Source organism: Streptomyces barringtoniae (assembly GCF_020819595.1).
GTDB classification, from domain to species: Bacteria; Actinomycetota; Actinomycetes; order Streptomycetales; family Streptomycetaceae; genus Streptomyces; species Streptomyces barringtoniae.
This window is the reverse complement of record NZ_JAJHNP010000023.1, coordinates 133,934-158,791: the sequence shown is the minus strand read 5'-3', so window position 1 is coordinate 158,791 and position 24,858 is coordinate 133,934. Positions and strand designations below refer to the sequence as shown.

Annotated in this window: 25 protein-coding genes; 12 read left to right on the top strand and 13 right to left on the bottom strand. The window is 71.3% G+C overall.

Going from position 1 to position 24,858, the window contains the following annotated elements; genetic code table 11:
• Positions 1-60: 60 nt before the first annotated feature.
• On the bottom strand, positions 61-1,068 hold the full coding sequence (locus tag LMU33_RS33565) for a TolB-like translocation protein (RefSeq protein WP_228624554.1): 1,008 nt from the start codon (positions 1,066-1,068) through the stop codon (positions 61-63).
• 113 nt (positions 1,069-1,181) lie between these two features.
• Between LMU33_RS33565 and LMU33_RS33560 the strand changes: the two genes are divergently transcribed.
• The 4 genes from LMU33_RS33560 (at position 1,182) to LMU33_RS33545 (ending at position 3,927) form a co-directional block, all read left to right on the top strand.
• Positions 1,182-1,865: an SGNH/GDSL hydrolase family protein gene (locus tag LMU33_RS33560; RefSeq protein WP_228624561.1), complete on the top strand. Its 684-nt coding sequence runs from the start codon at positions 1,182-1,184 to the stop codon at positions 1,863-1,865.
• Positions 1,866-1,953: 88 nt separating this feature from the next.
• Positions 1,954-2,538: a Uma2 family endonuclease gene (locus tag LMU33_RS33555; protein ID WP_228624553.1), complete on the top strand. Its 585-nt coding sequence runs from the start codon at positions 1,954-1,956 to the stop codon at positions 2,536-2,538.
• A 25-nt stretch (positions 2,539-2,563) separates the two neighbouring features.
• Positions 2,564-2,863: a putative quinol monooxygenase gene (locus LMU33_RS33550; RefSeq protein ID WP_228624552.1), complete on the top strand. Its 300-nt coding sequence runs from the start codon at positions 2,564-2,566 to the stop codon at positions 2,861-2,863.
• Between the two features lie 68 nt (positions 2,864-2,931).
• Entirely contained in the window at positions 2,932-3,927 is a 996-nt protein-coding gene (locus LMU33_RS33545; RefSeq protein WP_228624551.1) for an aldo/keto reductase, read from the top strand.
• 215 nt (positions 3,928-4,142) lie between these two features.
• Here the strand turns inward: LMU33_RS33545 and thpR are convergent, their stop codons facing one another.
• Positions 4,143-4,715 (bottom strand): RNA 2',3'-cyclic phosphodiesterase, encoded by a 573-nt coding sequence (gene thpR / locus LMU33_RS33540; RefSeq protein WP_228624550.1) that lies wholly within the window; start codon positions 4,713-4,715, stop codon positions 4,143-4,145.
• Between the two features lie 39 nt (positions 4,716-4,754).
• On the opposite strand from thpR, the gene LMU33_RS33535 reads away from it, so the two are divergent.
• A complete protein-coding gene (locus LMU33_RS33535) occupies positions 4,755-5,279 on the top strand; it encodes a GNAT family N-acetyltransferase (protein WP_228624549.1) in 525 nt (174 codons plus the stop codon).
• A 34-nt stretch (positions 5,280-5,313) separates the two neighbouring features.
• On the opposite strand, the gene LMU33_RS33530 is transcribed toward LMU33_RS33535, so the two are convergent.
• From LMU33_RS33530 to LMU33_RS33520, 3 genes are all read right to left on the bottom strand, one after another.
• Positions 5,314-6,462 (bottom strand): TIGR03118 family protein, encoded by a 1,149-nt coding sequence (locus tag LMU33_RS33530; RefSeq protein WP_228624548.1) that lies wholly within the window; start codon positions 6,460-6,462, stop codon positions 5,314-5,316.
• 133 nt (positions 6,463-6,595) lie between these two features.
• Positions 6,596-7,942, bottom strand: a complete 1,347-nt coding sequence (locus LMU33_RS33525; RefSeq protein WP_228624547.1) for an MFS transporter — start codon at positions 7,940-7,942, stop codon at positions 6,596-6,598.
• 26 nt (positions 7,943-7,968) lie between these two features.
• Entirely contained in the window at positions 7,969-8,406 is a 438-nt protein-coding gene (locus LMU33_RS33520; protein WP_153543329.1) for a MarR family winged helix-turn-helix transcriptional regulator, read from the bottom strand.
• A 154-nt stretch (positions 8,407-8,560) separates the two neighbouring features.
• Here LMU33_RS33520 and LMU33_RS33515 point away from each other — a divergent pair, with 154 nt between their 5' ends.
• Positions 8,561-8,743: a BrnA antitoxin family protein gene (locus LMU33_RS33515; RefSeq protein ID WP_228624546.1), complete on the top strand. Its 183-nt coding sequence runs from the start codon at positions 8,561-8,563 to the stop codon at positions 8,741-8,743.
• 19 nt (positions 8,744-8,762) lie between these two features.
• Here the strand turns inward: LMU33_RS33515 and LMU33_RS33510 are convergent, their stop codons facing one another.
• The gene (locus LMU33_RS33510) at positions 8,763-10,214 is read right to left on the bottom strand and encodes an NCS2 family permease (protein WP_228624545.1); all 1,452 of its coding nucleotides are present in this window, start codon (positions 10,212-10,214) and stop codon (positions 8,763-8,765) included.
• A 171-nt stretch (positions 10,215-10,385) separates the two neighbouring features.
• On the opposite strand from LMU33_RS33510, the gene LMU33_RS33505 reads away from it, so the two are divergent.
• Positions 10,386-10,652, top strand: coding sequence for a DUF2530 domain-containing protein (locus tag LMU33_RS33505; protein ID WP_228624544.1), 267 nt, complete (start codon positions 10,386-10,388; stop codon positions 10,650-10,652).
• 51 nt (positions 10,653-10,703) lie between these two features.
• Positions 10,704-13,100, top strand: coding sequence for an HAD-IC family P-type ATPase (locus LMU33_RS33500; protein WP_228624543.1), 2,397 nt, complete (start codon positions 10,704-10,706; stop codon positions 13,098-13,100).
• Between the two features lie 7 nt (positions 13,101-13,107).
• Here LMU33_RS33500 and LMU33_RS33495 read toward each other — a convergent pair whose 3' ends face one another.
• The 6 genes from LMU33_RS33495 to LMU33_RS33470 all read right to left on the bottom strand — a co-directional run bounded on the left by LMU33_RS33495 (position 13,108) and on the right by LMU33_RS33470 (position 20,507).
• The gene (locus LMU33_RS33495) at positions 13,108-13,938 is read right to left on the bottom strand and encodes a hypothetical protein (protein ID WP_228624542.1); all 831 of its coding nucleotides are present in this window, start codon (positions 13,936-13,938) and stop codon (positions 13,108-13,110) included.
• A gap of 162 nt (positions 13,939-14,100) precedes the next feature.
• Entirely contained in the window at positions 14,101-17,256 is a 3,156-nt protein-coding gene (locus tag LMU33_RS33490) for a sacsin N-terminal ATP-binding-like domain-containing protein (protein ID WP_228624541.1), read from the bottom strand.
• A 71-nt stretch (positions 17,257-17,327) separates the two neighbouring features.
• Positions 17,328-18,326, bottom strand: a complete 999-nt coding sequence (locus tag LMU33_RS33485; RefSeq protein WP_228624540.1) for an esterase/lipase family protein — start codon at positions 18,324-18,326, stop codon at positions 17,328-17,330.
• An 82-nt stretch (positions 18,327-18,408) separates the two neighbouring features.
• The gene (locus LMU33_RS33480; RefSeq protein ID WP_228624539.1) at positions 18,409-18,606 is read right to left on the bottom strand and encodes a DUF397 domain-containing protein; all 198 of its coding nucleotides are present in this window, start codon (positions 18,604-18,606) and stop codon (positions 18,409-18,411) included.
• Positions 18,603-19,448, bottom strand: coding sequence for a helix-turn-helix domain-containing protein (locus LMU33_RS33475; protein WP_228624538.1), 846 nt, complete (start codon positions 19,446-19,448; stop codon positions 18,603-18,605). Before LMU33_RS33475 ends, LMU33_RS33480 begins: the two co-directional genes overlap by 4 nt.
• Before the next feature lie 132 nt (positions 19,449-19,580).
• Positions 19,581-20,507: a DUF3027 domain-containing protein gene (locus tag LMU33_RS33470; RefSeq protein ID WP_228624537.1), complete on the bottom strand. Its 927-nt coding sequence runs from the start codon at positions 20,505-20,507 to the stop codon at positions 19,581-19,583.
• A gap of 256 nt (positions 20,508-20,763) precedes the next feature.
• Between LMU33_RS33470 and LMU33_RS33465 the strand changes: the two genes are divergently transcribed.
• The 4 genes from LMU33_RS33465 to LMU33_RS33450 all read left to right on the top strand — a co-directional run bounded on the left by LMU33_RS33465 (position 20,764) and on the right by LMU33_RS33450 (position 24,362).
• Positions 20,764-22,170, top strand: coding sequence for an MFS transporter (locus LMU33_RS33465; protein ID WP_372478100.1), 1,407 nt, complete (start codon positions 20,764-20,766; stop codon positions 22,168-22,170).
• Between the two features lie 137 nt (positions 22,171-22,307).
• Positions 22,308-22,784, top strand: a complete 477-nt coding sequence (locus LMU33_RS33460) for a DUF2771 domain-containing protein (protein WP_228624535.1) — start codon at positions 22,308-22,310, stop codon at positions 22,782-22,784.
• A gap of 11 nt (positions 22,785-22,795) precedes the next feature.
• Positions 22,796-23,515 (top strand): futalosine hydrolase, encoded by a 720-nt coding sequence (locus tag LMU33_RS33455; protein ID WP_228624534.1) that lies wholly within the window; start codon positions 22,796-22,798, stop codon positions 23,513-23,515.
• Positions 23,502-24,362 (top strand): 1,4-dihydroxy-6-naphtoate synthase, encoded by an 861-nt coding sequence (locus LMU33_RS33450; RefSeq protein ID WP_228624533.1) that lies wholly within the window; start codon positions 23,502-23,504, stop codon positions 24,360-24,362. The genes LMU33_RS33455 and LMU33_RS33450 overlap by 14 nt, the downstream gene beginning before the upstream one ends.
• Before the next feature lie 7 nt (positions 24,363-24,369).
• On the opposite strand, the gene LMU33_RS41520 is transcribed toward LMU33_RS33450, so the two are convergent.
• Positions 24,370-24,753: a cold-shock protein gene (locus LMU33_RS41520; RefSeq protein WP_308280829.1), complete on the bottom strand. Its 384-nt coding sequence runs from the start codon at positions 24,751-24,753 to the stop codon at positions 24,370-24,372.
• Between the last annotated feature and the right edge of the window lie 105 nt (positions 24,754-24,858).

Here is a 24,858-nt window from a genome sequence, read left to right as displayed (position 1 = left end):
TACGTCATCGAGAAGCTGTAACGGCATCACCTGCGGCAACGAGGGGCGCCCGGCGGAACGTCACCGGGCGCCCCTCGCGTTGCGCCGGCGCAGCCGCCGCAGCCCGAACAGGGCGGCCAGCCCGATCGCGGCGACGGCCCCACCGACCTCCAGACCACTGCCACCGATCCCGATCCCGCCCCCGGCCGAGGTCGAGGCCGAACCGCCGCTCGCCGAAGGCGACTTGGACGCCGGGGAGTCCGGCGCGTCCTTCGCCACGACCTCGCTGTCCGCCCCCTCGCTGCTGTACAGCAGCTTGGTCCCGTCGACGGAGTAGGTGACTCCCTCGCCCTGATCCTGCAGGGGCACGTCCAGCTGGCCCTCGCGCCTGATGCGACCGCCGTTCCAGTCGTAGGAGATCCCCCCGAGGTACCCGCGTACGGCGAGTTGCCGCCCGTCCGGGGAGAAGGCCGCGTCCGTGGCCCAGAGGTCGACCGGGGCGATCGGCCGGAAGACGTTCGCGCCGGAGGTGGACAGGGTGGCCGGGCCCTCGTACAGGTGCCCGCCGTCCTGCTTCTTGTCGATGATGTAGACCCGCCCGGTCTTCGGGTGGACGATCAGCGACTCGGCGTCGCGCGGCCCGTTCGCGTACTTCACGACGTACTGCGTGGCGGTGACCGTCCGGTCCTTCAGCTCCTTCGGCTCGGGCAGCCGGTAGATCCACACGTACGGCCACTTGCCGCCGAGGTTGTCGCCGATGTCGCCCAGGTAGATCTCGTCGTGCGGGCCGATGGAGATGGCCTCGACGTCGCGCGGGGCGCCGATGCCGCGCAGGGTGATCCGGGCGACGGTCCTGCCGGTCGCGCTGTCCACGGCGTAGATGTACGGCCCGTCGCCGCTGTCGTTGTGCGTCCAGTAGATGCCGGGGTGGAGGCGGGAGGCGGCGAGCCCGCTGGACTCGGCGATCCGCGGGTCCTTGATGGTGAACCCGTGGTCGCCGGCCCCGCCCGCGCTCCCGGCGGCGGAGGCGGGCAGTGCGCAGGCGCCGGCGAGCAGCAACCCGGCGAGGACGGCGGACGATCGACGCATGCCCCAAGACTGCCATTCGCTCAGGGGGTTCGGCGGGCGGCTGCCTGGCGGGGCTCGCCGGACGTGGTGGGCCTCACATCCCATCGGTGCGCACGATCATCCATCATGAGCGGATGCTCAGGTTCATGCCCGTAGGTGACTCCATGACGATCGGGAGCGCGGGCGAACACACGTGGCGTTACCGGCTGTGGCGGCATCTGCGCGACACGCACGACGGCCCGTTCACCTTCGTCGGCCCCCGCGAGGAGCTGTACGACAAGACGGCCGACGCCCCGACGTCCCACGCCTACGCCGAGCCCGGCTTCCCCCGCCGCCACCTGGCGGGCTGGGGCGAGGGCTGGCTGCACATGGCCCCGCTGATCGGCGAGGCGGTACGCAAGCAGCGGGCCGACGTGCTGCTGGTCTCCCTCGGGCTGATCGACCTGGGCTTCTACACCAACGCCGAGCAGACCGCGGAGAACGTCCGGGCCTTCGTCGCGGGCGCCCGGGAGGGGAACCCGCGCATCCGCATGGTGCTGCTGCCGGTGATCCCGAACATCCGGGCCGAGGTCGACGCGCCCTTCGCCGCGCAGGTGGACCTCTTCAACGTCCTGCTGGCGAAGGCGGTCGCCGACCTGGACGAGCCCCGCTCGCCCGTCCTGCTGGCCTCGCGGCCGGAGTCGTACGACATCCACGCCGACACCTACGACGGCACGCATCCCAACGCGAGCGGTGAGCATCGGATCGCGGCGGCGTTCGCGGGGGCGATGTGGGAGGCATGGGGGCTCGGACAGACGTACGCGGCCGGAACAGATTGACCGATTTCCGGCGTCTCCTGGTCACCGTGCGTATCGTTGAACCGCGCGGCTGCACTCGTCCGTGGGGCAGCCGGGGAGGAGCGCCACGATGACCGTCCTTGAAGACAGGATCGAGATGGCCGAGGAGAGCGGCGAGCTGACTCTGGACGACCTGTTCGAGTCGCTCGAGCGGACCACCCCCGAGGGCTACAAGGTCGAGATCGTCGAGGGGGCCATCTTCATGGCGCCGCAGCGGGACACCCACTGGGAGATCATTCTCGACGTCGTCGAGCAACTGCGCACCAAGTATCCGCGCAAGCGCGTCAAGTCGGACGTCCGCATCGACTACCCGGGCCACCTCAACGGCTTCTGCTCAGACGTCACCCTCGTGGCCGAGGGCGCCGAGAAGACGCCCGCAGGCCTCTGGCGCTGCGCCGACGTCGAGTTCGTCGCGGAGGTCATCTCGAAGGGCACGGCGCACAACGACTACGGCCCCAAGAAGACGGCCTACGCCACCGCCGAGGTCCCCGTCTACCTCGTCGCCGATCCCTACCAGGGCAAGTGCCACCTCTACAGCCAGCCGAAGGACGGCGAGTACGTCAGCGAACTGACGGTCGCCTTCGGAGCGGACGTCGACATGACCACCACCGCCCTGGGGCTCACTCTCAAGACGGACGAGTTCCCCCGCGACTGACACGCCGGATGCCAGGATGCGGTCCATGACCTACGGCTGCATCGCCTCCATGAAGACCGTCCCCGGCTCCCGCGACGAGGTCGTGGCCATCCTCCTCGGCGCCGCCGGAGGCCTCCGCGCGGCCGGCTGCCACGCGTACATCGTGGGCCTCGCCGACGAGGACGACGTGACGATCCGGGTGACCGAGGTCTGGCGCAGCAAGGAGCACCACGACGCCTCGCTGCAACTGCCGGCGGCCAGGGCGGCGATCGCGAAGGCCATGCCCATGCTGACGGGCGAGTTCACCAGGCAGGAGCTGGCGGTCGCGGGCGGACTCGGGCTCTGAGACGGGAAACCCCCCGGGCCCCGAAAGCCCTTGCATAGAGCGCACTTCAAGCCGTTGGCTAGAGAACCATGAAGTACACGCAGCTTGGACGCACGGGCCTCAAGGTCAGCCGACTCGTCCTCGGGACGATGAACTTCGGGCCGCAGACCGACGAGGCCGACAGCCACGCCATCATGGACGCGGCGCTGGACGCGGGCATCAACTTCTTCGACACCGCCAATGTGTACGGCTGGGGGGAGAACAAGGGGCGCACCGAGACCATCATCGGCAACTGGTTCGCCAAGGGCGGCGAGCGCCGCGACAAGGTCGTCCTCGCCACCAAGGTCTACGGCAACATGGCCCCCGACGGCGCCACCGTCTGGCCCAACCACGACAAACTCTCCGCGCTGAACATCCGCCGAGCCGTGGATGCCAGCCTCAAGCGGCTGCAGACCGACTACATCGACCTCTACCAGTTCCACCACATCGACCGCAGCACCCCGTTCGAGGAGATCTGGCAGGCGATCGACACCCTGGTCCAGCAGGGCAAGATCCTCTACGCCGGTTCCTCCAACTTCCCCGGCTACAAGATCGCCCAGGCCAACGAGATCGCCGCCCGGCGCGGCGGCACCATCGGCCTGGTCAGCGAGCAGTGCCTGTACAACCTGGCCGAGCGGCGCGCCGAGATGGAGGTCATCCCGGCCGCGCAGGAGTACGGCCTCGGGGTCATCCCGTGGTCGCCGCTGCACGGCGGTCTGCTCGGCGGGGTCATCAAGAAGGAGGTCCAGGGCGGGCGCCGCGCCACCGGCCGGGCCGCCGACACCCTCAAGGATCCGGCCGCCCGCGCCCAGATCCAGGCGTACGAGGACCTGGTCGACAAGCACGGCCTGGAGCCCGGCGAGGCGGCCCTGGCCTGGCTGCTCACCCGGCCGGGTGTGACGGGTCCCATCGTCGGCCCGCGCACGGCCGAACAGCTGGAGTCGGCGCTCAGGGCTTGCGAGCTGGAGCTGAGCGAGGAGCTGCTGGCGGGCCTGGACGAGGTCTTCCCGGGCCCGGGCCCGTCCCCGGAGGCCTTCGCCTGGTGAGCGCCCCGTGAAGGGCGGCGGGGCTGCACGTGACGTGCGGCTCCGCCGCGCGGGCGCGACCAGCCGCACCGGTCCCGCAGCCGGCGAACCGGCCGCGGTTCGCCGGCCCGGCCAGGATCTACCTGAGGGCCGCAGCCAAGGCCACCACGACCAACATCAGAACAAGCGCACCGGCCATGATCCGGTTCCGGGTTTTCGGGTCCACGCCATCGAGCCTAACCGGACGCCCCCAGTGCCCAGCGGGCGACCGTCTCGTACCGCGGCTGCTCCCCCACCACCCCGGACCGCGGCAGGTTGCTGCGCACCAGCACCAGCTCGTTCACCGTCCAGGTCCGGCTGGTGAACTCGCGGAGCAGATCGACATACGGCCGTACGTCCACCGAGTCCCGGCTCCGCGCCACCGTGAGGTGGGCCTTGTACCGCCGGTGCTCCGCCATCGGCAGGCCCGCCTTCCGCGCCGCCGCCTCCGCCCGGTCGGCCAGCAGCCGCATCGCCTCCACCTCGCCGTAGGCGCCGGTCCACAGGGCCTTGCCGTGCCCGAACTGGCCGCCGCCGGACAGGGCCAGGTCGAAGGGCGCGGTACGGCCGGCCGCGCGGGCCAGGCGGTCCGAGAGGTCCGGTACGAGGTCGTCGGCCACCTCGCCGTAGAACGCGAGGGTGAAGTGCCAGCCCGGCCGGTTGGTCCAGCGCAGCCGCTCCGCGCCGGGCAGCCGCTTCAACTTGGCGACTTCGAGGGCGAGTTCATGGACGACGGGCTCCGGAGGGAGCACCGCGGCGAAGAGTCTCATGCCTTCACCTTGGCAGACGGCGGTGGGCATGATGAGTCAATGACGATCACCATCCGCGAAGGCGGCCCCGACGACATCCCCGTGATACTCGCCATGCTCGACAGCAGTGTGGAGTGGCTGGTCTCACAGGGCCGCACCGGCCAGTGGGGAAGCAAGCCGCTGTCGGAGAACTTGAAGGTGGCCGAATCGGTCGCCGGGTACATGGACCAGGGCAGCGCGTACATCGCCGAGGTCGACGGTGTACCGGCCGCCACGCTCACGCTCAGCGACGCGCCGGGCGACTACCTGGCGCATCTTCCGCCGCCCGGCGAGCCCGAGCGGTACATCCACTGGCTCGCCTCCGACCGCCGCTTCAAGGGCCACGGCGCCGGAGCCGCCCTGCTCGCCCACGCGGCCGAGGTGGCCCGGCGGGCCGGTGTCCGCCTGCTGCGGGTGGACTGCTACGCGGGTGGCGACCGCAAGCTGGTCGCCTTCTACGAGGCCAACGGGTTCGTCCCGACGCAGACGTACACCGCCGGCGAGCGGAACGACTGGCCGGGGCAGGTGCTCGCCCGGCGGGTGTGACCGCCCGGCGAGCACCCCGGGTGGGGCCGGCGGATCAGCGTTCGGGGCGCAGGGTGCCGAGCAGCCCGTGCTGCTCGTCCTCGATTCCCGCCGCGAACCAGACGCTGTCGGTGCCGCCGGACCGGGCGGTGCCCCGCTGCAGCCCCCACAGACCCTCGATCACGACCGGCGAGCCGTCGGGGCACCGCAGGGTCCCCTCGAACCGGCCGGTCCTGAGGTCGAAGGCGTTGATGCGGCCGTCGCCGAAGTTGCCGACGAGCAGGTCGCCGGCGAACTTCCCGAAGCCCTTGGGAGCCGTCTCCAGGCCCCAGGGCGAGTTGAGCACCCCACGGCGGGCGAAACGCTGGAGCAGCCTGCCCCCGGTGCTGAACACGTCGATGAAACCGTTGCCCGGACCTGCGACGTCGTCGTGCTTGTCCGCGTCCTGCTTGGCGTAGGTGACGAAGATCCTGCCGCCGATGTTCTTGACGTCGAAGGGCGCGAAGCCAACCGGGATCCTCCGGTCCCGGAACGCGCCGGCGGGCTGCTTCACCTGCTTGAAGCCGGCGTCGAAGACGTCGATGCGCGCGTCATGGAAGTTCGCGACGAGCAGGCGCGCCCGGCGCCGGTCGGACTTCGTGGCCTTCCGCTCGCCGTTCACGAGGGTCAGGCCCTTGAAGACGGCGCCGTCCTCCTGGGCGACCTGGACGGCGTTCGTCGGGAGCACGTTCGCGTTGAAGGCGAAGAGGCCGCCGTTCTCCCCGGCGAAGATGTACCGCGCCGGGCCGGAGCGTCCGGAGGCGGTGAAGCGGAAGTCGCGGGTGTCGTTGCGCACGATCCCGGTCGGGTCGGCGGAGTCGGGGAGGTGGATGACGGGAGAGAGGAAGGTGACCGGCCGACCGTCCCGGGCGCCCGAGTACACCGTGGACGTGTTCGTGCCGTTGTTGGAGACCCTGATCGCCCCGCTCGCCGTGCGCACCAGCCCCCAGGGGTTGACCAGGTTCCGGTCCTGCCGTTCCGCCCTGCCAGCGAGGTCGGAGACGAGGTCGCGCTCCTGGAAGCCGTGGTCGGCCCCGCGCGGCGCGGCGGCGGCCCCGGTCGGCGCGGCGGCGGCGAGCGCGCCGACCGTGGTCAGGGTCAGCGCGACCGCCGTCAGCTGCCGCACGCGCGAGCGGGGTCTCGGGGTCGATGCCTGTGATGCCATACGGATGCTCCTGTCCCATACGGGTACCAAAGGGTGCGTGATGGCATAAGTCATCTCATGTGACGATCGCCACCCGCGCGATCGACACGCAGACACGCATCCGTACGGGGACACACCCGCTTGCGCGCATCACCTATGCAGCCGTGGCCAGTTGCTCCCTGTCGCGCGGGACGAAACGGACCCGCGGGTGGCCGTGGTGCCAGCCCACCGCCAGTCGCAGACCGCCGATGCGGGCCAGGACCAGGCCGATGCCGGCGGCGGCCGCGGCCGACACGGCGCCGCCGAGGGCGAAGCCGACCCGGGGGCCGTAGGTGTCGGTGATCCAGCCGACGACCGGCGCACCCAGCGGCGTACCGCCCATGAACACCATCATGAACAGGGACATCACCCGGCCGCGCATGGCCGGGTCGGTGGCCATCTGGACCGCCGTGTTGGCGGTGACGTTGACCGTCAGGCCGAAGACCCCGATCGGGGCCATGAGCAGCGCGAACAGCCAGTACGACGGGGCCAGCGCGGCCACCACCTCCAGCGCGCCGAAGGCCAGCGCGGCGGCGATCAGGACGCGCAGCCGGGCCGTGCCGCGCCGGGCGGCCAGCAGGGCGCCGCACAGGGAGCCGACGGCCATCAGGGTGTTGAAGAGGCTGTAGGAACCGGCGCCGGAGTGGAAGACGCCGCCCGCGTAGGCCGACAGCCACACCGGGAAGTTGAAGCCGAAGGTGCCGATGAAGCCGACGAGGACGATCGGCCAGATCAGCTCCGGGCGCCCCGCCACGTACTGCAGGCCTTCGCGCAGCTGGCCCTTGCCGCGCGGCGTGCGCTCGACGACGTGCAGTTCGCGGGCGCGCATCAGCAGCAGGCCGGCGATGGGTGCGACGAAGGACAGGCCGTTGGCGAGGAACGCCCAGCCGGTGCCCACGCCGGTGATCATCAGGCCGGCGACGGCGGGGCCGACCAGGCGGGCGGACTGGAAGTTCGCCGAGTTCAGGCTGACGGCGTTCTGCAGTTGCGCGGGGCCGACCATCTCGGAGACGAAGGACTGGCGGGCCGGGTTGTCGAGGACCGTGGCGAGGCCGACGGCGAAGGCGGCGACGTAGACGTGCCAGACCTGGACGTGGCCGGTGAGCGTGAGGAAGGCGAGCGCCAGCCCGGTCACGGCCATCGAGGCCTGGGTGCCCAGCAGGGTGGGGCGCTTGGGGAGGCGGTCGACCAGGACTCCGCCGTAGAGGCCGAAGAGGAGCATCGGCAGGAACTGCAGGGCCGTCGTGATGCCCACGGCGGCGGAGGAGCCGGTGAGGCCGAGGACGAGCCAGTCCTGGGCGATGCGCTGCATCCAGGTGCCGGTGTTGGAGACGACCTGGCCGATGAAGAAGAGGCGGTAGTTCCGGATCTTCAGCGAGCTGAACATCGAGCCCTTGCGGGCGGCGGGGGTAGTAGTGGCGGTCGGTGCGGGGGCGGAAGGTGTTCCGGATCCCGTACTCAAACGAGTTCGCCTCCTCAGGCAGCGGCTTACAGGTGTGCGAGCTTCTCCAGCACGGGGGCGGCGGCGCGCAGTTTGGCCCACTCGTCCTCGTCGAGGCCCTCGACCAGGCCGGCCAGGAACGCGTTGCGCTTGCGGCGGCTCTCCTCGAGCATCGCCTCGGCCTGCTCGGTCTGGGTGACGACCTTCTGGCGCCGGTCCTCGGGGTGCGGCTCCAGCCGGACCAGTCCCTTGGCCTCGAGCAGCGCGACGATGCGGGTCATCGACGGCGGCTGGACGTGCTCCTTGCGGGCGAGCTCGCCCGGGGTGGCCGAGCCGCAGCGGGAGAGGGTGCCGAGCACCGACATCTCGGTGGGGCTCAGCGACTCGTCGACACGCTGATGCTTGAGCCGACGGGACAGCCGCATCACGGCGGAGCGGAGGGAGTTCACGGCGGCAGCGTCGTCGCCATGGGTGAGGTCCGGCATGTTCCTTAGAGTAACTCATTACTCTCGCTAAAGACCACCGCGACACGCCCGAATGCCCGTGATACCCGCCACTGAACCATTCGATCACCCATATGAGTGAGCCGGTTCCTGAAAGTGACGCACGAGGCGGTCCGATGTGGCGACCCTCGTACGCATGGGGACCAGTGTGCTCAGCCTGCGCATAGACGGAGAGCTGCTCGAAAGACTCCGGCACCATGCGGCGAAAAGAGGAATGAGCGTGCAGGACTATGTGGTCCGCACGCTCATCCGGGACGACTTCGACGAGCGGTTCCAGGCCGCCGTCGAGGAGACGGAGCGGTTCTACGGCGTCACCTGACGCCGTGGCCGCCGACGGCTCAGGTCAGGCCCAGGGCCGGCATCAGGTAGTAGAAGGCGAAGACCGCCGAGACGACGTACATCGCGGCCGGGATCTCCCGGTACCGGCCGGCGGCCAGGCGCAGCACCGTGAAGGTGATGAAGCCCATGCCGATGCCGTTGGTGATCGAGTAGGTGAACGGCATCATCAGCATCGTCACGAACGCCGGGATCGCGATGGTGTAGTCGGCCCAGTCGATCTCCTTGACGGAGTTCGACAGGATCAGGAAGCCGACCGCGATCAGCGCCGGGGTCGCCGCCTGGGACGGGACCATCGTGGCGACCGGGGTGAGGAACAGGGCGACGGCGAAGAGGCCGCCCGTGACGACGTTCGCCAGGCCCGTGCGGGCGCCCTCGCCGACACCGGCCGTGGACTCCACGAACGCGGTGGTGGCCGAGGAGGAGCTGGCGCCGCCCGCCGCGACCGCGAGGCCGTCGATGAACAGCACCCGGTTGATGCCGGGCATGTAGCCCTCGGCGTCGGTCAGCTTGGCCTCGTCGCTGACGCCCATGATCGTGCCCATCGCGTCGAAGAAGCACGACAGCAGGACCGTGAAGACGAAGAGGACGCCGGTCAGCACGCCGACCTTGGAGAAGCCGCCGAACAGGCTGACCTGGCCGACCAGGCCGAAGTCGGGGCTGGCGACCGGGTTGCCCGGCCACTTCGGGACCGTCAGGCCCCAGGACGGGATGGTGGTGACGGCGTTGAGGATCACCGCGAGGACGGTCATGCCGACGATCGAGATCAGGATCGCGCCCGGCACCTTGCGGACGAACAGCGCGAAGGTCAGCAGCACGCCCAGGATGAAGACCAGCACCGGCCACCCGTGCAGGTGACCGCCGACGCCGAGCTGGACCGGCACGGTGGTCTGGGCGGCGTCGGGCATCCGGGTGACGAAGCCGGAGTCGACCAGGCCGATCAGCATGATGAACAGGCCGATGCCGATCGAGATGGCCTTGCGCAGCCCGAACGGCACGGCGTTCATCACGCGCTCGCGCAGACCCGTGGCGACCAGCAGCATGACCACGAAGCCGGCGAGCACGACCATGCCCATCGCGTCCGGCCAGGACATCCGGGGCGCCAGCTGGAGCGCGACGACCGAGTTCACGCCGAGGCCGGCGGCGAGCGCGATCGGGACGTTGCCGATGACACCCATGAGCAGCGTGGTGAACGCGGCCGTCAGCGCGGTCGCCGTCACCAGCTGGCCGTTGTCCAGGTGGTGCCCGTACATGTCCTTCGCGCTGCCGAGAATGATCGGGTTCAGCACGATGATGTACGCCATCGCGAAGAAGGTGGCGAAGCCACCGCGGACCTCCCGGGCGACGGAGCTGCCGCGCTCGGAGATCCTGAAGTAGCGGTCGAGGGCGCCCTGAGCGGGCGCACCGCCCGGGATTTCGGGGGTGGGGACCTTGGCGGGTGCCGAGGTGGACATGCGGGACCTCATCACCAACGGGGTTCCCCCGAGCCCTGTTGGAGTTTCATACGAACAGAAGCGGCCAAAGACAAACGGTTTCAGTATGAACGTATGAGCGCCAGATCGCTATCTCCGCGCGTAGAACGATCGAGGCGCGGTAGGAAGCGGTCGCCTCGTAAGCTGTGCCCCATGGCCAAGTGGACCCCCAAGCACGAGGCGCCCGAGCCCCTGGAGGGCCCCGTGGTCGCCACCATCACCGGCGGCACGATCCTCTGGTTCGTCCTCTTCCTCGTCCAGCTCCCCTTCTACGGCTGGTTCGAGGACCACGGGCATCTGTGGTGGCTGTGGACCTGCCTGGCCGGGGGCGGGCTGGGGCTGATCGGCATCTGGTACGTCCGCAGGCGGGACGCCGCGATCAAGCGGGCGGCGGCGGTGAGGGAGACGTCGGCTCCATAGCCGCGGCCGGAAAGCGGGCGGGCGGACACATCCGCACGTACCGTCGATGACATGACCCACATAGACGCGGGCGCGGAGCTCGACCCCGTGCATCCGGTGGCCCTACCGATGACCGGATCGGCAGGGCTGACCGGTGCCGAGGTCGCCGAGCGCGTCACCCGCGGCGAGGTCAACGACGTACCGGTGCGCAGCAGCCGGTCGCTGGGCGAGATCGTCCGGGCGAACGTCTTCACCCGGTTCAACGCGATCATCGGCGTGCTGTGGGTGATCATGCTGTTCGTCGCGCCGATCCAGGACAGCCTCTTCGGCTTCGTGATCCTCGCCAACACCGGCATCGGCATCGTCCAGGAGTGGCGGGCCAAGCAGACCCTCGACTCGCTCGCGGTGATCGGGGAGGCCCGGCCGACCGTCCGGAGGGACGGGACGGCCGTCCAAGTGGCCACCCATGAGATCGTCCTCGACGACCTGATGGAGATCGGGCCGGGGGACAAGGCCGTGGTGGACGGGGTCTGCGTCGAGGCCGACGGGTTGGAGATCGACGAGTCGCTGCTCACCGGTGAGGCCGATCCCGTCGTCAAACGCCCCGGCGACCCGGTCATGTCCGGCAGCTTCGTCGTCGCGGGCGGCGGCGCCTTCCAGGCGACCAGGGTCGGCCGCGAGGCCTACGCCGCCCAGCTCTCCGCTGAGGCCTCCCGCTTCACCCTGGTCCACTCCGAGCTGCGCACCGGCATCTCCACGATCCTCAAGTACGTCACCTGGATGATGGTCCCGGCGGCCGTCGGACTCGTCATCACCCAGTTCGTCGTCAAGAGCAACGGCTTCAAGGACTCCGTCGCCCGCACGGTCGGCGGCATCGTCCCGATGGTCCCGGAGGGGCTGGTGCTGCTCACCTCGGTCGCCTTCGCCATCGGGGTCATCCGGCTCGGCCGGAAACAGTGCCTGGTGCAGGAGCTGCCGGCGATCGAGGGCCTGGCCCGCGTCGACACCGTCTGCCTGGACAAGACCGGCACGCTCACCGAGGGCGGCATGGACGTCACCGAGCTGCGGGCGCTCGACGGGGCCGACGAGGGTCACGTGCGCAAGGTGCTCGGCGCCCTCGGCGAGTCCGACCCGCGCCCCAACGCCTCCCTCCAGGCGATCATCGACGCCTACCCGGACAGCGAGGACTGGCGCTGCGTGGAGTCGCTGCCCTTCTCCTCGGCCCGCAAGTACAGCGGGGCCGCGTTCAGCGAGGCCGATGGCGAGATCAGCACCTGGCTGCTGGGCGCCCCGGACGTCCTGCTCGCCGACGGCGACCCGGCCCTGGCCGAGACCGAGCGCCTCAACGAGCAGGGCCTGCGGGTGCTGCTGCTGACCCGGGCGAGCCGTGACCTGGACGACCCCGAGCCGGCCCGCGGCGCCCGCCCCACCGCCCTCGTCGTCCTGGAACAGCGGCTGCGGCCGGACGCCGCCGACACCCTGCGCTACTTCGCGGACCAGAACGTCCGCGCCAAGGTCATCTCCGGCGACAACGCGGTGTCGGTCGGCGCGGTCGCCGCCAAGCTGGGCCTGGCGGGTACGACGGTGGACGCGCGGCACCTGCCCGCCGACCGGGCGGGGATGGCGCACGCGCTGGACGGGGGCACGGTCTTCGGGCGGGTCGGCCCGCGGCAGAAGCGGGACATGGTCGGGGCGCTGCAGTCGCACGGGCACACGGTCGCGATGACCGGCGACGGCGTGAACGACGTGCTCGCGCTGAAGGACGCCGACATCGGGGTCGCCATGGGCTCGGGCTCGGAGGCGACGCGCGCGGTGGCGCAGATCGTGCTGCTGGACAACAGCTTCGCGAGCCTGCCGTCGGTGGTCGGCGAGGGCCGGCGGGTGATCGGCAACATCACGCGGGTCGCCACGCTGTTCCTGGTGAAGACCGTCTACTCGGTGCTGCTGGCCGTCCTGGTGGTGTGCTGGCAGGTGGAGTATCCGTTCCTGCCGAGGCACCTGACCCTGCTGTCCACCCTCACCATCGGCGTCCCGGCGTTCTTCCTGGCCCTGGCGCCCAACAAGGAGCGGGCGAAACCGCACTTCGTGCGCAGGGTCATGCGGTACTCGATCCCAGGGGGCGTGGTGGCGGGGGTGGCGACCTTCGTGACGTATCTGATCGGCCGCGACTACTACACCGGGCCCGGCCGGCTGGACGCCGAGACCAGCGCGGCCACCCTCACGCTCTTCCTGGTCTCCCTGTGGATCCTGGCGATCATCGCCCGCCCCTACACCTGGTGGCGGCTGACCCTGGTGGCCGCGATGGGAGTGGCGTTCCTGCTGGTCCTGGCCGTCCCTGCGCTGCAGGACTTCTTCGCGCTGAAGCTGGTCGGGGTCACGATGCCGTGGACCGCCGTCGGCATCGCGGTGGTGGCGGCGGCCGCCCTGGAGTGGCTCTGGAAGTGGGTCGACCGCCGCTTTCCCGACTAGGGGGTGACTACTTCGCGGCCACGTAGACGCCCGTGGCGCTGACCGCCGGGGTGGTCGTGGTACCGGCGAAGCTGTAGCGCCAGTAGCCGCTGTAGTTCACGGTGGCCGTGGTCTTCAGGTTGCCGTACGCGTCGGTGTTCACCGTCTTGATCGTGGTGTACGTGGTGGTGCCGGCCTTGCGGAACTGGAGCTTGACCGGCTGGTTGGCGTAGCCGTGGTACAGGTTGTCGTCCCAGTCGGCGCGGGAGAGCTTGCCGGACGCCGTGAAGGTCTTGCCCTTGTAGACGGACGTCGAGCTCACGGTGGTCGTCAGCTTGGAGTAGCGCTGCACCAGCGTGGTGCCCAGGCCGCTCTGGTCCTTGTAGCCGACCTTGCTCATGTCGGGGTTCTGCTGGTCCTGGCCGTTGAAGGCGACGGCCTCGGCGGCCACGTTCCAGGTGCCGGCGTCCGCGATCTTCGGGTCGGCGTCGGTCGGGTAGATGTTGACGGAGCCCTTGCAGGTGGCCGTCGTCGACGAGGTGGCGGTGCAGGTCGCCGGGTTGTCGCCGTACAGCTCGGGCGACGTGTCGCTGTAGGTGCCGTGGTACAGGAAGGCGTCCGTGTAGAAGTCGCTCGCGGCGATGTTCACGTCGGTGCCGTGCGTCAGCGTGTACGAGTACGAGACGCTGACCTCGTTGGTGGTGCCCACCTTGATCGACTTCGCGATCGAGACGTTGGAGAAGCTCGCGTTCAGCGTGTACGGGGTGCCCGAGTCGGTGACGGCCTGCGCGGCCGGGACTGCGAGGGCGGAGAGGGCCAGGGCGCCGGAGACGGCGGCCACGGTGGCACGTATGCGCATGTACGTTCCCCTGGAGGGAGAAGTGATCGTGGAGTCGGTTGACTCAAGCGATCAGATCCATGACCCCAGGTGCTGGTTGTACGGCGAGAGAGCAATCCGGCCAGATTTTATGGCCGGATTGCTCTTCCATGACGGGATGTTTACGGCAGCGAATTCCGGTGGTCAGTCGAACCAGCGGTCCCTGGCCAGCTCCTCCGTGCGGGACGGGTCCTCCAGCAGGGCGGCCACCTCGAAGCGCCGCGGCCACTGCCCGGACGCCCAGGCCAGGCCCGCCGCGACGCCCTCCAGTGTGGCCGCGTGCAGCACCCCGTCGTCGGTGAGCCGCCAGTCGATCTCCACGCCGTCCACGACCAGCTCCTCGTGCTCGACGTAGGTCTCCGGCGTCCGCGGTCCCAGCAGTACCCGTACCGGCTCCGGAACCTCGTGCTCGGTCCCCTCGGAGTGCACCTCGCCGGTCACGGACTCGCTCAGCCGTCGCACCTGGAACAGCTCCGCCAGCTCGGCGGCCCGGGCCGGACGGACGGGCAGCAGCGGCACCCCGGAGGTGAACGGCAGCAGGTCGGGCGAGTCGACCACGACCGCCTCGGCGGCGTCCACCACCTCCACGCGCCCGTCGACCACGGCCCGCAGCTCGTCCGGCAGGGTCACCTGCTCCGGATCCAGCTCCGCCAACGCCCCGTACAACCCGTGCAGTTGTGCCGAGGTGACCGATCGCTCGGGGTCGGCCAGCCGGTCCAGCAGCTCGGCGGCGCCGCCGGGCTCGTCCAGCAGGGCCGCGACGGAGGTCCGTACGCCCAGGGCCCGCAGCACCTGCTCGTCCTCGAACCCGGTCGCGTCGGCCTCGTCGTACAGGCCGCGCAGCAGCGGATCGCCGCCCGCCGCGAGGAGACCGGCGGGCCGGCGCCCGTCGAGCACCGGATGCCCGCGCAGCCACCACGCGGTGTACGGCCGCACGATCTCGTGGGTGCCGTCGTGCAGCAGGATGCGGACCGGCTGGGTGAGGGCGTCCCGCAGCGGCGGCTGCGCGAGCAGCGCGAGCGCCTGTGGCCAGTGCTCGTCGTCCACCAGGTCCAGATCGCGTACGGCGACCAGCTCGGTGGCGACCGGAGGCACCGGGCTGTCCGGGAAGCGGTCGAGGATGTCCTCGCACCACACGTCGACCGCGTCCAGCAGCCCGGCGTCGTCGGGCTCGGCGAAGTCGCCCTCCCGGGGCTCTAGTTCGTCCGGGTCGAGGACGACGTCGGCGGCGCGGACCAGAGCGAAGTTCGCGAGCACCCCACAGGCGGCCAGCGGCTGCTCGCCCCACTTGTCGGCCAGGTCGCGGTCCACGGCGGCCAGTTCGCCCTCGCGGATCACGCGGGCGAAGGGGCTGCCGGGGAAGACGAGTTCACCGGCGGGGGCCGGTTCGCCGTCCTCGTCGGGCAGCGCGAGGGCCCCCAGCCAGGGCTCGTCACCGGGCTCCAGTCCCGCGTCACGGACCAACGACAGGACGGTGTCGGCCAGTTCCTCGGCGTCCGGCGCGTCCTCCTCCCAGCCGATCCCCTCGTCCTCCAGCGAGGCGGCGACGGCGGCCCGGACCTGCGGGGTGGTGAGCACCGCGCGCGGGGTGGCGGGCAGCGCGCCCAGCTTCTCCAGCAGCGGGTGCGCGGCGTCCTCGTGGGCCACCTTCAGCCCGAGCCGGCCGAGGACGTCCGCGTCGATGCGGGCGACGTCGGCGGTGGGGAGGAGGACCTGCCGGGGCCCGATGGTGGTCCGCCCGTCCGCGAGGGGCACCGGAAGCCCGGACAGCCGCTCCGGATCCACCCCGGCGAGGCTGTCGTAGAGCCGCCACCACCAGTCGGGGTCCTTCTCCAGACCGGCGAGCCGGTCGATGGCGTCGGCGAGCCGCAGCCGGGCGACGCCGAGCGTGCGCAGCTCCACGCGCCGCTCCAGACCGGCGGGCAGCAGCGTGGGCAGCACCTCGGCGAGCACCCGTACGGTCTCCGCCCCGGCGCCCTCCACGACCTCGGCGTCCCGGGGCCTGAGGGCTTCGGGCAGGTCGGTGTCGTGGCTCTCCGGCCGGACGGCGGGCGGCAGGAAGGCCGGCTGGGCGGGTGGGAGGAACTCGGTGCGCGGCAGCCGCTCCAGCACGGCCTGCCGCAGCGCCCCGTCCAGCGCACCCTTGCCGAGCGGTCCCGGTACGAGGTCGATGATGCCGTCCGTCACCGGCCGCCAGTCGGCGAGCAGTTCGGCGTAGGAGTCGGCGGCGCGCTGCACCAGGAAGTCCGTGAGCGGACCGGGGGCCGTGTGCCGGCGGGTGGTGTCGAGGGGGAAGGAGGCGATGAGCAGAGCGGGGACGCCGAGGGGTTCGTCGCTCGGGGTCGGCGCGTGCACGACGGGCGTGGTCCGGGGCCGCACCGGGCGCCCGCCCTCGTCCTCGGGTACGGCCCAGGTCACCGACCAGTGGGGCCGCAGCCGCTCCTCCACCGGCCGGTCGGCCAGCAGGTCGGGGGTGAGCGGCCCGTGGGCGGAGGCGGTACGCCACCGGGTGGCGCCCTCCCGCGAGTCCTCCACGACGACGACGGCGCCCTCGCTGCGACGTCGCAGCGTGCGGGGCCGGTCGCCGTCGACCTCGATCACCACCTCCTCCAGGCCCGGCAGGGCGAGGAGCAGCGCGTCGTCGACGGCGTTCAGCAGCCGCTCGGCGAGATCGGCGGCGGCCGTGTCCCTGAGCGGCAGGATGACGGCGGTGTCGTACGGGTCCGGGGCGGTGCCCTCGGCGGCGAACGGCAGCCGGAGCAGCGGCACATGCCCGTCCCGGCGCCGGACCTCGTCCCCGAGCCCCGGGCTGTGCCGGGCGACCTCGCCGGCCAGCTCCCGCGCCTCGCCGAGCGACCAGCGCACACCCCCGTGCCGCCCCACGATCGCGGGTTCGTCGGTCACCGCGAGTACGGCGGCGAACCCGACCCCGAACCGCCCGACGGCGCCCTGGGTGCCCTCGGCGTCCCGCTTGGCCGAGGCGCGCAGCGTGGACAGCGACTCGACCCCGGCGACGTCCAGCGGGGCACCGGTGTTGGCGGCGACGAGGACCCCGTCCCGGAGGGTGAGCCTGAGCCGCCCCGGCACCCGCGCCCGGGCGGCGGCATCGGCGGCGTTCTGGGCCAGCTCGACGACGAGCCGGTCCCGGTAGCCGCCGAGGACCAGGTCCTCCTCGGCGTTGGCGTCCTCGCGGAACCGGGCGGGGCTGGTGGCCCAGGCGTCGAGGACACCACGGCGCAGCCGGGCCGTCCCGAAGGGATCGGCGCCCTCGGCCGCCGGCCGCACGTACTTGCTGCTCACGTTCCCTCTCCTCGTCGTCGTGAGCACGAAGGTACAGCGCGAACGGGGCGGCCGGGGCAACGGACCGGGGTTCAGCCGCCGAGGACGGGCAGGGTCACGCCGCAGCGGACGGGCGCCGCGTGGGCGGGGTCGAGGGCGTTGCGCACGAGCTGGGCGGCGTTGGAGTCGTAGGCGATCGACAGGTGTTCGGAGGCGTCCTCGCGGCAGATGTCCTGGATCGTGATGTTCTTGACGGTCGCGCCCGGTCCCGCGGTCAGGAACTGGTGTGTGTAGGGGGTGACGACCTCGTCGTACTTGGTGGCGATGACCGTGTAGTCGACTCCCGGCCGGGTGTCCCCGTCCCGGTCCAGCGTCGTGTTGACCTCGGAGCCGACGAGTTGGTCCTCGTACGCCTCGCCGAGGACCAGCGACACGGGCTGGTCGAGCCCCAGCTTCGTGGTCAGGGTGCCGAGGCCGGAGCCGGTCGTGCCGTGGTTGGACGGCGCCAGGCCGATGAGGCTGTGCACCTTGTTCCGTTCCGGGTGCGCGGGATCAGTGCCGCCGTCGAACCGCAGGTACCAGCGGGGCGTCAGACCGCCGCCCTGGGAATGCCCGACGAGGTCGACCTGGTGGGCACCGGTGGCCTTCAGCACGCGGTCGACGTACTCGGCGATCTGCCGGGCGGAGTCCGGGACGTGCGCGGTGGCCTTGACCGGATTGCCGGGTGCCCCGCCGTACTCGGCGGCGAACACGCAGTACCCCAGCTGCTTCAGGTACGGGGACATCAGGCCCCAGTCGTCGTACGCGTTCGCCCAGGTCCCGTGCAGCAGGACGACCGGGCGCGGATGCGCACGCGTGGGCCTGCAGTTCCAGTCGTCGGCCCCCGGCGGCGGCGCGTCCGGGCGGACCAGCCCCCCGATCGCCGCCAGGGGGAAGTCCAGGATCCTCCCCCTCGGTGGCGGGGGCGCGGGATCGCCCACCGCGCCCGCCGCGCCCTGCCCCACGCCCAACGCCAGGGCGAGCCCCGCACAGACGGCGGCCCACCTGCCGCGCCGCCGGTTCCACCGTCTTCCGGAGTCACACCGATCCATTCGGCGATCGTCGAGGAACGGGGTCCCTGCGGGGCTCTGCGACGGGCGCGGCACCCCTTATGGCGCAGCCGGTTTCATCCGGTCAGCGGCCGGAGGCGTACGACACGAACTCCGTCCAGGCGAGGGGGGTGACGGCGAGACGGGGGCCGTCGGTCTGCTTGGAGTCGCGGATGTGGATGGTGGTGCAGGTGGGAGCGGGGATGGCCCAGTTGAGGGCCACTTCGACGCAGGAGTCAGGGTCGCTACTACTGCTGTAGCTGCTCTTGAACCAGCGGATCATGTCTCTCCCAGCAGTTCTTCGATGAAGGCCAGGGACTCCCGGGGGGAGAGCGCCTGCGCCCGGATGATGCCATACCTCAGTTCGAGGACGCGGAGATCCCTCGGCTCGGAAACCGGACGGCCGTTGGCCACGCCCGGAGAGCGCCCGACCGCCGAGCCGTCCGCGAACTTCAGCACTTCGATACCGCCCTCGATTCCAGCATGCTCCGGGCGGTCCATCGGCATCACCTGGATTTCGACATTCCGCAACTGCCCCAACTCCAGGGCGTGTTCCAGCTGCTGCCGGAGAAGCACCCTCCCGCCCAGTGGGCGCCGAAGCACCCACTCCTCCAGGATGAAGCTGAGTTCGGGCGTCGGATCCCGCTCGAACACCGACTTCCGGGACACTCGTGCCTCCGTGGCCCGTTCGATGTGGTCCTGTGTGAGAGCCGGTCGGTGCATGCCGAACAACGCCCGCGCGTATTCCGGTGTCTGCAACAGTCCGTGAATGTTCAGGGGATCGTAGAGCTGAAGCTCAACCGCCTTCCCCTCCATCTCCGCCAGCGCCCGGACCTTCCTCGGATACCGGACCTTCTCCACGTCCTCCTTCATCGCGGAGATCAGCCCGCCCGCCTTCAGCACCTTGTCCGCCTTGTCGAGGTACTCCGGCCTGGGGATCCGCTTGCCGGCCTCCACCTTGTAGACCATGTCCTCGCCGTACCCGACGGCCCTGCCGAAGTCGGCCGCGCGCAGCGCCAGCGCCTCGCGCCGCAGCTTCAACTGCCGCCCCACCGTGGCGATGACGGCGACGCCCCACTCGTCGTCCGGGTCGACCTCCCACCCCGGCTCGTCCTCCCCGCCCACACCGCGCCCCCTTCCTGGCAGTGACCGTACGCAACCGCGTCGTCACTGTTCACAGGTAGCAGCCGCAGCCACGCCGAGTGATGTGAACGAGAGAATCTCCACCCACCGATTCCGCGCCCGGCGACCGGGGCTTTAGGAGTGGCCCAGTTCCGCCGTCTCCTCGTCGCCCGTCTCCGGGACCGAGCCCGAGTCGCGGGCGGGGCGGAGGGGGAAGGGGTCCACCCGGGTCTCGTCGATGACCGGCGGGGCCGGCTGGGGAGGCTTGGGCATGACCGCGGCCTCGGAGTGGCCGCCGCAGCCGTAGGCCAGGGAGACCACGCGGCCGTCGGCGGGCGAGAACTCGTTGGCGCAGACGCCGAAGGCCTGGCCGAGGGAGCCGCCGATGGGGGTCAGGAAACCGCAGCTCATGCAGGTGGCCGGGGCCGCCTGGGCCATCGCGGTCTTCGGGCCGTACGACTCCTCCCAGCGGTCCGCGGCGACGTGCAGGCCGTAGCGGGAGAGGACGCGGGCCCGGCGCATGCCCAGTTCCTCGGCCACGGCCGCGATCGAGCCCCGGCTGGGGATCGTGGGCTGGGTGGCCGGGGCGCCGGGGGTGACGTCGGCGTCCTCCGCCTCCGCCAGGGCCGCCATCTCCTGGGAGACGGGAGAGCTCGGCGGCGGCTCCTCCTCGCCCGTGTAGCCGGGCTCCAGGCGCAGGTCGTCCTGGTCGGTGGGGAGCAGGTCGCCGGGGCCGAGGTCCCCCGGGCGCAGCCGCTCGCTCCACGGGACCCATTCGGGGGCCAGCAGGGCGTCGGGGCCGGGGAGGAGGACCACCTCGTCGAGCGTGACGATCTTGGCGCGGGAGGCGCGGGCCACGGTCGCCGCCCAGCGCCAGCCGCGGTAGCCCGGTTCTTTGCACTCGAAGAAGTGCGTGACGACGCGATCGCCCTCGGAGACGAGGCCGACGTGCTCTCCGACCACACCTGGCGCGGCGGCCTCCTCGGCGGCTGCGCGGGCGAGGTCTACCGCCTCGGCGCACAGGCGGTCGGGGGTGCGGCTTCGCGTTGTCGCTGCGCTCACAGGTATCGCTTCTCTCCTACGCCGTCTCGTCGAGTGCGGCTGCCTGGCGGCGGGCCTGCCGACGGAGCGGACCGGAGGACCGCATCGACGTCTGCATCCGCGCGCTGGGCGCACCTCTGCCATCCATTCTGCGTTATGGCTGAGACACGCACGCTACACCGAACGAGATTCGTCGCCGCCATGCGGCATTCTTTCCCGACCGCGCACCCCCCTCTTCCGTGCCGTACCGCACTATCAGGCCGCAACTCAGGGCACTATGAAGCACGTGGCGACCGCGGACAGGCGTGGTGTTCGGGGTGGCGGTGCGAGCCGGGTCGGTGGCGCCGTCCGTTCCGTCGGGCGTGCCCTGCACTTCCCGGTCACCGGGACCGCGCGCGGGATCCGGAAGGCCACGCATGCCCACGGGGCGGGCGAGTCGGGGCTCGGCAAGCTGATCGAGCTGCACGCCGTCAACGGCGCGGGCGATGTGATGATCACCGTGGCGCTCGCCTCCACGGTGTTCTTCTCGGTGCCGACCGACGAGGCCCGCGGGCGGGTCGCGCTCTACCTCGCCATCACGATGGCGCCCTTCACCGTCCTCGCCCCGGTCATCGGCCCCCTCCTCGACCGGCTGCCGCACGGCCGGCGCGCCGCGATGGCCGGGGCCATGCTGGCCCGTGCCCTGCTCGCGCTGGTCATCTCGGGTGCCGTGGCGAGCGGCGGCCTGGAGCTGTATCCCGCCGCGCTGGGGGTACTGGTCGCGTCCAAGGCGTACGGCGTGGTCCGCAGCGCGGTCGTACCGCGGCTGCTGCCGCCGCGGTTCTCGCTGGTGAAGGCCAACTCGCGGGTCACCCTGGCCGGTCTGCTGGCCACCGGTGTGGCCGCGCCGGTCGCGGCGGGGCTGCACAAGGTCGGCGATCCCTGGCCGCTGTACGGCGCCTTCGTGATCTTCATGGCGGGAACGTTCCTGTCGTTCTCCCTGCCGCCCAAGGTGGACTCGGCCAAGGGCGAGGACGTGGCGCTGCTCGCGGCCGACGAGCAGCACCTGCACGGGCCGTACCGGAAGAAGGAGCAGGTGAAGCGGCCGGGGCTGCGGACCGTGGGGCCCGCCGTCACCCACGCGCTCGGCGCCAACGCCGCCCTGCGCTGCCTCTCCGGCTTCCTGATCTTCTTCCTCGCCTTCCTGCTGCGCGAGCACCCGCTGACCGGCGAGAGCGCGGCGGTCTCGCTGGGGATCGTGGGCGTGGCGGCGGGCGCGGGCAACGCGCTCGGTACGGCCGTCGGGGCCTGGCTGAGATCACGTGCCCCGGAGATCATCATCGTGGCGGCCGTCGCGGTGGTGCTCGGCACGACGATCGTGGCCGCCCTGTTCTTCGGGGCGTTCCTGGTGGCCTGCCTCGCGGCCGTCGCCGGGTTCGGCCAGGCGCTGGCCAAGCTGGCCCTGGACGCGCTGATCCAGCGGGACGTGCCGGAGCTGGTGCGCACCTCGGCGTTCGCCCGTTCGGAGACGCTGCTGCAGATGGCGTGGGTGTTCGGCGGCGCCGTCGGCATCGTGCTGCCGCTCAACGGCACCGTCGGCCTGCTCATCGGCGCGGTGTTCGTGGCGGTCGGCTGGCTGAGCACGCTCAAGGGCCTGCTCGCCTCGGCCCGCCACGGCGGCCGCGGCCGGCCCCGGGTGGCCTGACATGCCGGACACCACCCTGACCTCGGCATAACGAAGCGGACACGGTTTCCCGCACCGCAGGCACGGCTGGCGTAACGAACCGGGCACGCCGCACCCCACGTGGGCGGACGGCTCGGGGCGCCCGATAGCCTTCGGCCATGACCACGCTGCAATCCGCTGTGCGACGCCGCCGCGCCGTCGCCGCCGCCGGCGCCGTTTCCGCCGGACTGCTCCTGCTCACGGCCTGCGAGAAGCCGACGCCCGTCGCGACCGTCACCGTCGGCGACAGCTCGGTCAACTCCGAGGCCCTGTGCTACAACGACGGCAAGGCGCTGGACGCCAAGTCGCTGACGAAGTGCGTCAAGAACATCGGCAACACCAAGTCGATCAAGCTCGACCAGGACGAGACGGTCCGCGTCGGTGTCGACCCGAAGATCGCGGACGCCGGCTGGGTGCTCCTGGTGAACGGCCAGCAGTTCACCGACGTCAGCAAGAAGACCTATCGCACCATCCCGGGCAGCGCGTTCTTCAACCAGCAGTACGGCACCCAGGGCAACGTCAACACGGTCACGATCCGGATGGGCTCGAAGTCCAACCAGGGCATGTGGTCGTTCAAGCTGAAGCAGGCCGCCTGATCACGGCCTCCGTGCCGGTCGTACGAGTCCTCGTGGCCACCGCGGTCCCGGCAGAGCGGGACGCGGTGGCACGGGCGTTCCCCGCGCCGGTGGAGCAGGTCCGGCTGCCCGGCGCGGGTCTGACGCGCACGACGGGGGGCTGGGACCTGCTCGACGCGGGTGTCGGCCCGGCCCTCGCCGCGGCCTCCGTCTCCGCGGCACTCACCGCGGCCCGCCTCGCCGGCACCCCGTACGACCTGGTCGTCTCGGCCGGGATCGGCGGCGGCTTCCAGCCCGGGGCGCCCGTCGGCTCGCTCGTCGTCGCCGACCGGATCACCGTGGCCGACCTGGGCGCCGAGACCGCCGACGGCTTCGTCCCGGTCACCGAACTCGGCTTCGGGACCGTCACCCACCACCCGCCGGGATCACTGGTGCGGACCGCCTGCCAGGCCACCGGCGCCCCGGCCGGCACCGTCCTGACCGTCTCCACCGTCACCGGCACCGCCGCCCGCGCCGCCGAGCTGCGCACCCGGCACCCGCGGGCGCTCGCCGAGGGCATGGAGGGGTTCGGGGTGGCGGAGGCGGCCGCCGCGCACGGGACGCCGGTGCTGGAGATCCGCGCGGTCTCCAACCCGGTCGGCCCGCGCGACCGGGCCGCCTGGCGCATCGGCGACGCCCTCACCGCCCTCACCGAGGGCTTCGGGAAGCTCGCGCCCGCATTGGAGAGTTGGAACCGTCATGACGACCAGTGAGCAGCGGTCCCTGCGGATCGCGTACTCCCCCTGCCCCAACGACACCTTCGTCTTCGACGCCCTCGCCCACGGCCGGATCCCCGGTGCCCCCGCGCTGGACGTGACCTTCGCCGACATCGACATCACCAACGGCATGGCCGAGCGCGGCGAGTTCGACGTGCTGAAGGTGTCGTACGCCGTCCTGCCGTACGTCCTCGGCGAGTACGCGCTGCTGCCGTGCGGCGGTGCGCTGGGGCGGGGCTGCGGGCCGCTGGTGCTCACCCGCGAGCCGGGCCTCGACCTGACGGGCCGTACGGTCGCGGTGCCCAGCGAGAAGTCGACCGCCTATCTCCTCTTCCGCCTGTGGGCGGCGGACACGCTGCCGGGCGGCGGGGTCGGCGAGATCGTCGTCCTGCCGTTCCACGAGATCATGCCGGCCGTCCGGGACGGCAAGGTGGACGCCGGACTGGTCATCCACGAGGCCCGGTTCACCTACCAGAACTACGGGCTGCACAAGCTCGCCGACATGGGCGAGCACTGGGAGAAGACCACCGGGCTGCCCATCCCGCTCGGCGCGATCATCGCCAAGCGCTCGCTGGGCGCCGACACGCTGACCCGGCTCGCCGACTCCGTCCGCGCCTCCGTACGGGCCGCCTGGGACGACCCCGAGGCCTCCCGGCCGTACGTGATGGCGCACGCCCAGGAGATGGACCCGGCCGTGGCGGACCAGCACATCGGGTTGTACGTGAACGAGTTCACCGCCGGCCTCGGCGAGGACGGCTACGCCGCGATCCGCGGCCTGCTCACACGCGCGGCGGCCGAGGGGCTGGTACCGCCCCTCGGCCCGGATGCGCTCTCGTTTCCCTGACGGGTGCCTACACGTCCAGCTGGTCGGCGACCGCGCGCAGCAGGCCGGCGATCTTCTTGCCGGAGACCTTGTCCGGGTAGCGGCCCTTCTCCAGCATCGGCGTGATGTTCTCGAGAAGGGTCGTCAGGTCCTGCACGATCGAGGCCAGCTCGTCCGGCTTCTTGCGCTGGGCGGCGGCGACGGACGGCGTCGGGTCGAGCACGACCACTGACAGCGCCTGGTCGCCGCGCTGACCGGCGACGACACCGAACTCCACGCGCTGTCCCGGCTTGAGCGAATCGACTCCGGCGGGGAGAACCGAGGAATGGACGAAGACGTCACCGCCGTCGTCGCGGGAGAGAAAGCCGAAGCCCTTCTCGCTGTTGAACCACTTGACCTTGCCGGTAGGCACGTCTGTCCTCGTCCTCGTACTCGTTGGGAAAACTACTTCGGAAACGGCTCTTGATAGCACTAGAGCGGGTCGACCGTGACCCGCCGCTACCAAGGCTAATGGTCT

What these genes read in the sequence shown, in the direction of transcription:
- LMU33_RS33535 (WP_228624549.1), top strand. Translation starts at nt 4,755, where the DNA reads ATGACGATCACCATCCGCGAAGGCGGCCCCGACGACATCCCCGTGATA.
- LMU33_RS33565 (WP_228624554.1), bottom strand. Translation starts at nt 1,068, where the DNA reads ATGCGTCGATCGTCCGCCGTCCTCGCCGGGTTGCTGCTCGCCGGCGCC.
- LMU33_RS33460 (WP_228624535.1), top strand. Translation starts at nt 22,308, where the DNA reads ATGACCACGCTGCAATCCGCTGTGCGACGCCGCCGCGCCGTCGCCGCC.
- LMU33_RS33510 (WP_228624545.1), bottom strand. Translation starts at nt 10,214, where the DNA reads ATGTCCACCTCGGCACCCGCCAAGGTCCCCACCCCCGAAATCCCGGGC.
- LMU33_RS33495 (WP_228624542.1), bottom strand. Translation starts at nt 13,938, where the DNA reads ATGCGCATACGTGCCACCGTGGCCGCCGTCTCCGGCGCCCTGGCCCTC.
- LMU33_RS33515 (WP_228624546.1), top strand. Translation starts at nt 8,561, where the DNA reads ATGGGGACCAGTGTGCTCAGCCTGCGCATAGACGGAGAGCTGCTCGAA.
- LMU33_RS33480 (WP_228624539.1), bottom strand. Translation starts at nt 18,606, where the DNA reads ATGATCCGCTGGTTCAAGAGCAGCTACAGCAGTAGTAGCGACCCTGAC.
- LMU33_RS33550 (WP_228624552.1), top strand. Translation starts at nt 2,564, where the DNA reads ATGACCTACGGCTGCATCGCCTCCATGAAGACCGTCCCCGGCTCCCGC.
- LMU33_RS33505 (WP_228624544.1), top strand. Translation starts at nt 10,386, where the DNA reads ATGGCCAAGTGGACCCCCAAGCACGAGGCGCCCGAGCCCCTGGAGGGC.
- LMU33_RS33450 (WP_228624533.1), top strand. Translation starts at nt 23,502, where the DNA reads ATGACGACCAGTGAGCAGCGGTCCCTGCGGATCGCGTACTCCCCCTGC.
- LMU33_RS33545 (WP_228624551.1), top strand. Translation starts at nt 2,932, where the DNA reads ATGAAGTACACGCAGCTTGGACGCACGGGCCTCAAGGTCAGCCGACTC.
- LMU33_RS33500 (WP_228624543.1), top strand. Translation starts at nt 10,704, where the DNA reads ATGACCCACATAGACGCGGGCGCGGAGCTCGACCCCGTGCATCCGGTG.
- LMU33_RS33560 (WP_228624561.1), top strand. Translation starts at nt 1,182, where the DNA reads ATGCTCAGGTTCATGCCCGTAGGTGACTCCATGACGATCGGGAGCGCG.
- LMU33_RS33555 (WP_228624553.1), top strand. Translation starts at nt 1,954, where the DNA reads ATGACCGTCCTTGAAGACAGGATCGAGATGGCCGAGGAGAGCGGCGAG.
- LMU33_RS33530 (WP_228624548.1), bottom strand. Translation starts at nt 6,462, where the DNA reads ATGGCATCACAGGCATCGACCCCGAGACCCCGCTCGCGCGTGCGGCAG.
- LMU33_RS33485 (WP_228624540.1), bottom strand. Translation starts at nt 18,326, where the DNA reads ATGGATCGGTGTGACTCCGGAAGACGGTGGAACCGGCGGCGCGGCAGG.
- LMU33_RS33520 (WP_153543329.1), bottom strand. Translation starts at nt 8,406, where the DNA reads ATGCCGGACCTCACCCATGGCGACGACGCTGCCGCCGTGAACTCCCTC.
- LMU33_RS33465 (WP_372478100.1), top strand. Translation starts at nt 20,764, where the DNA reads ATGAAGCACGTGGCGACCGCGGACAGGCGTGGTGTTCGGGGTGGCGGT.
- thpR (WP_228624550.1), bottom strand. Translation starts at nt 4,715, where the DNA reads ATGAGACTCTTCGCCGCGGTGCTCCCTCCGGAGCCCGTCGTCCATGAA.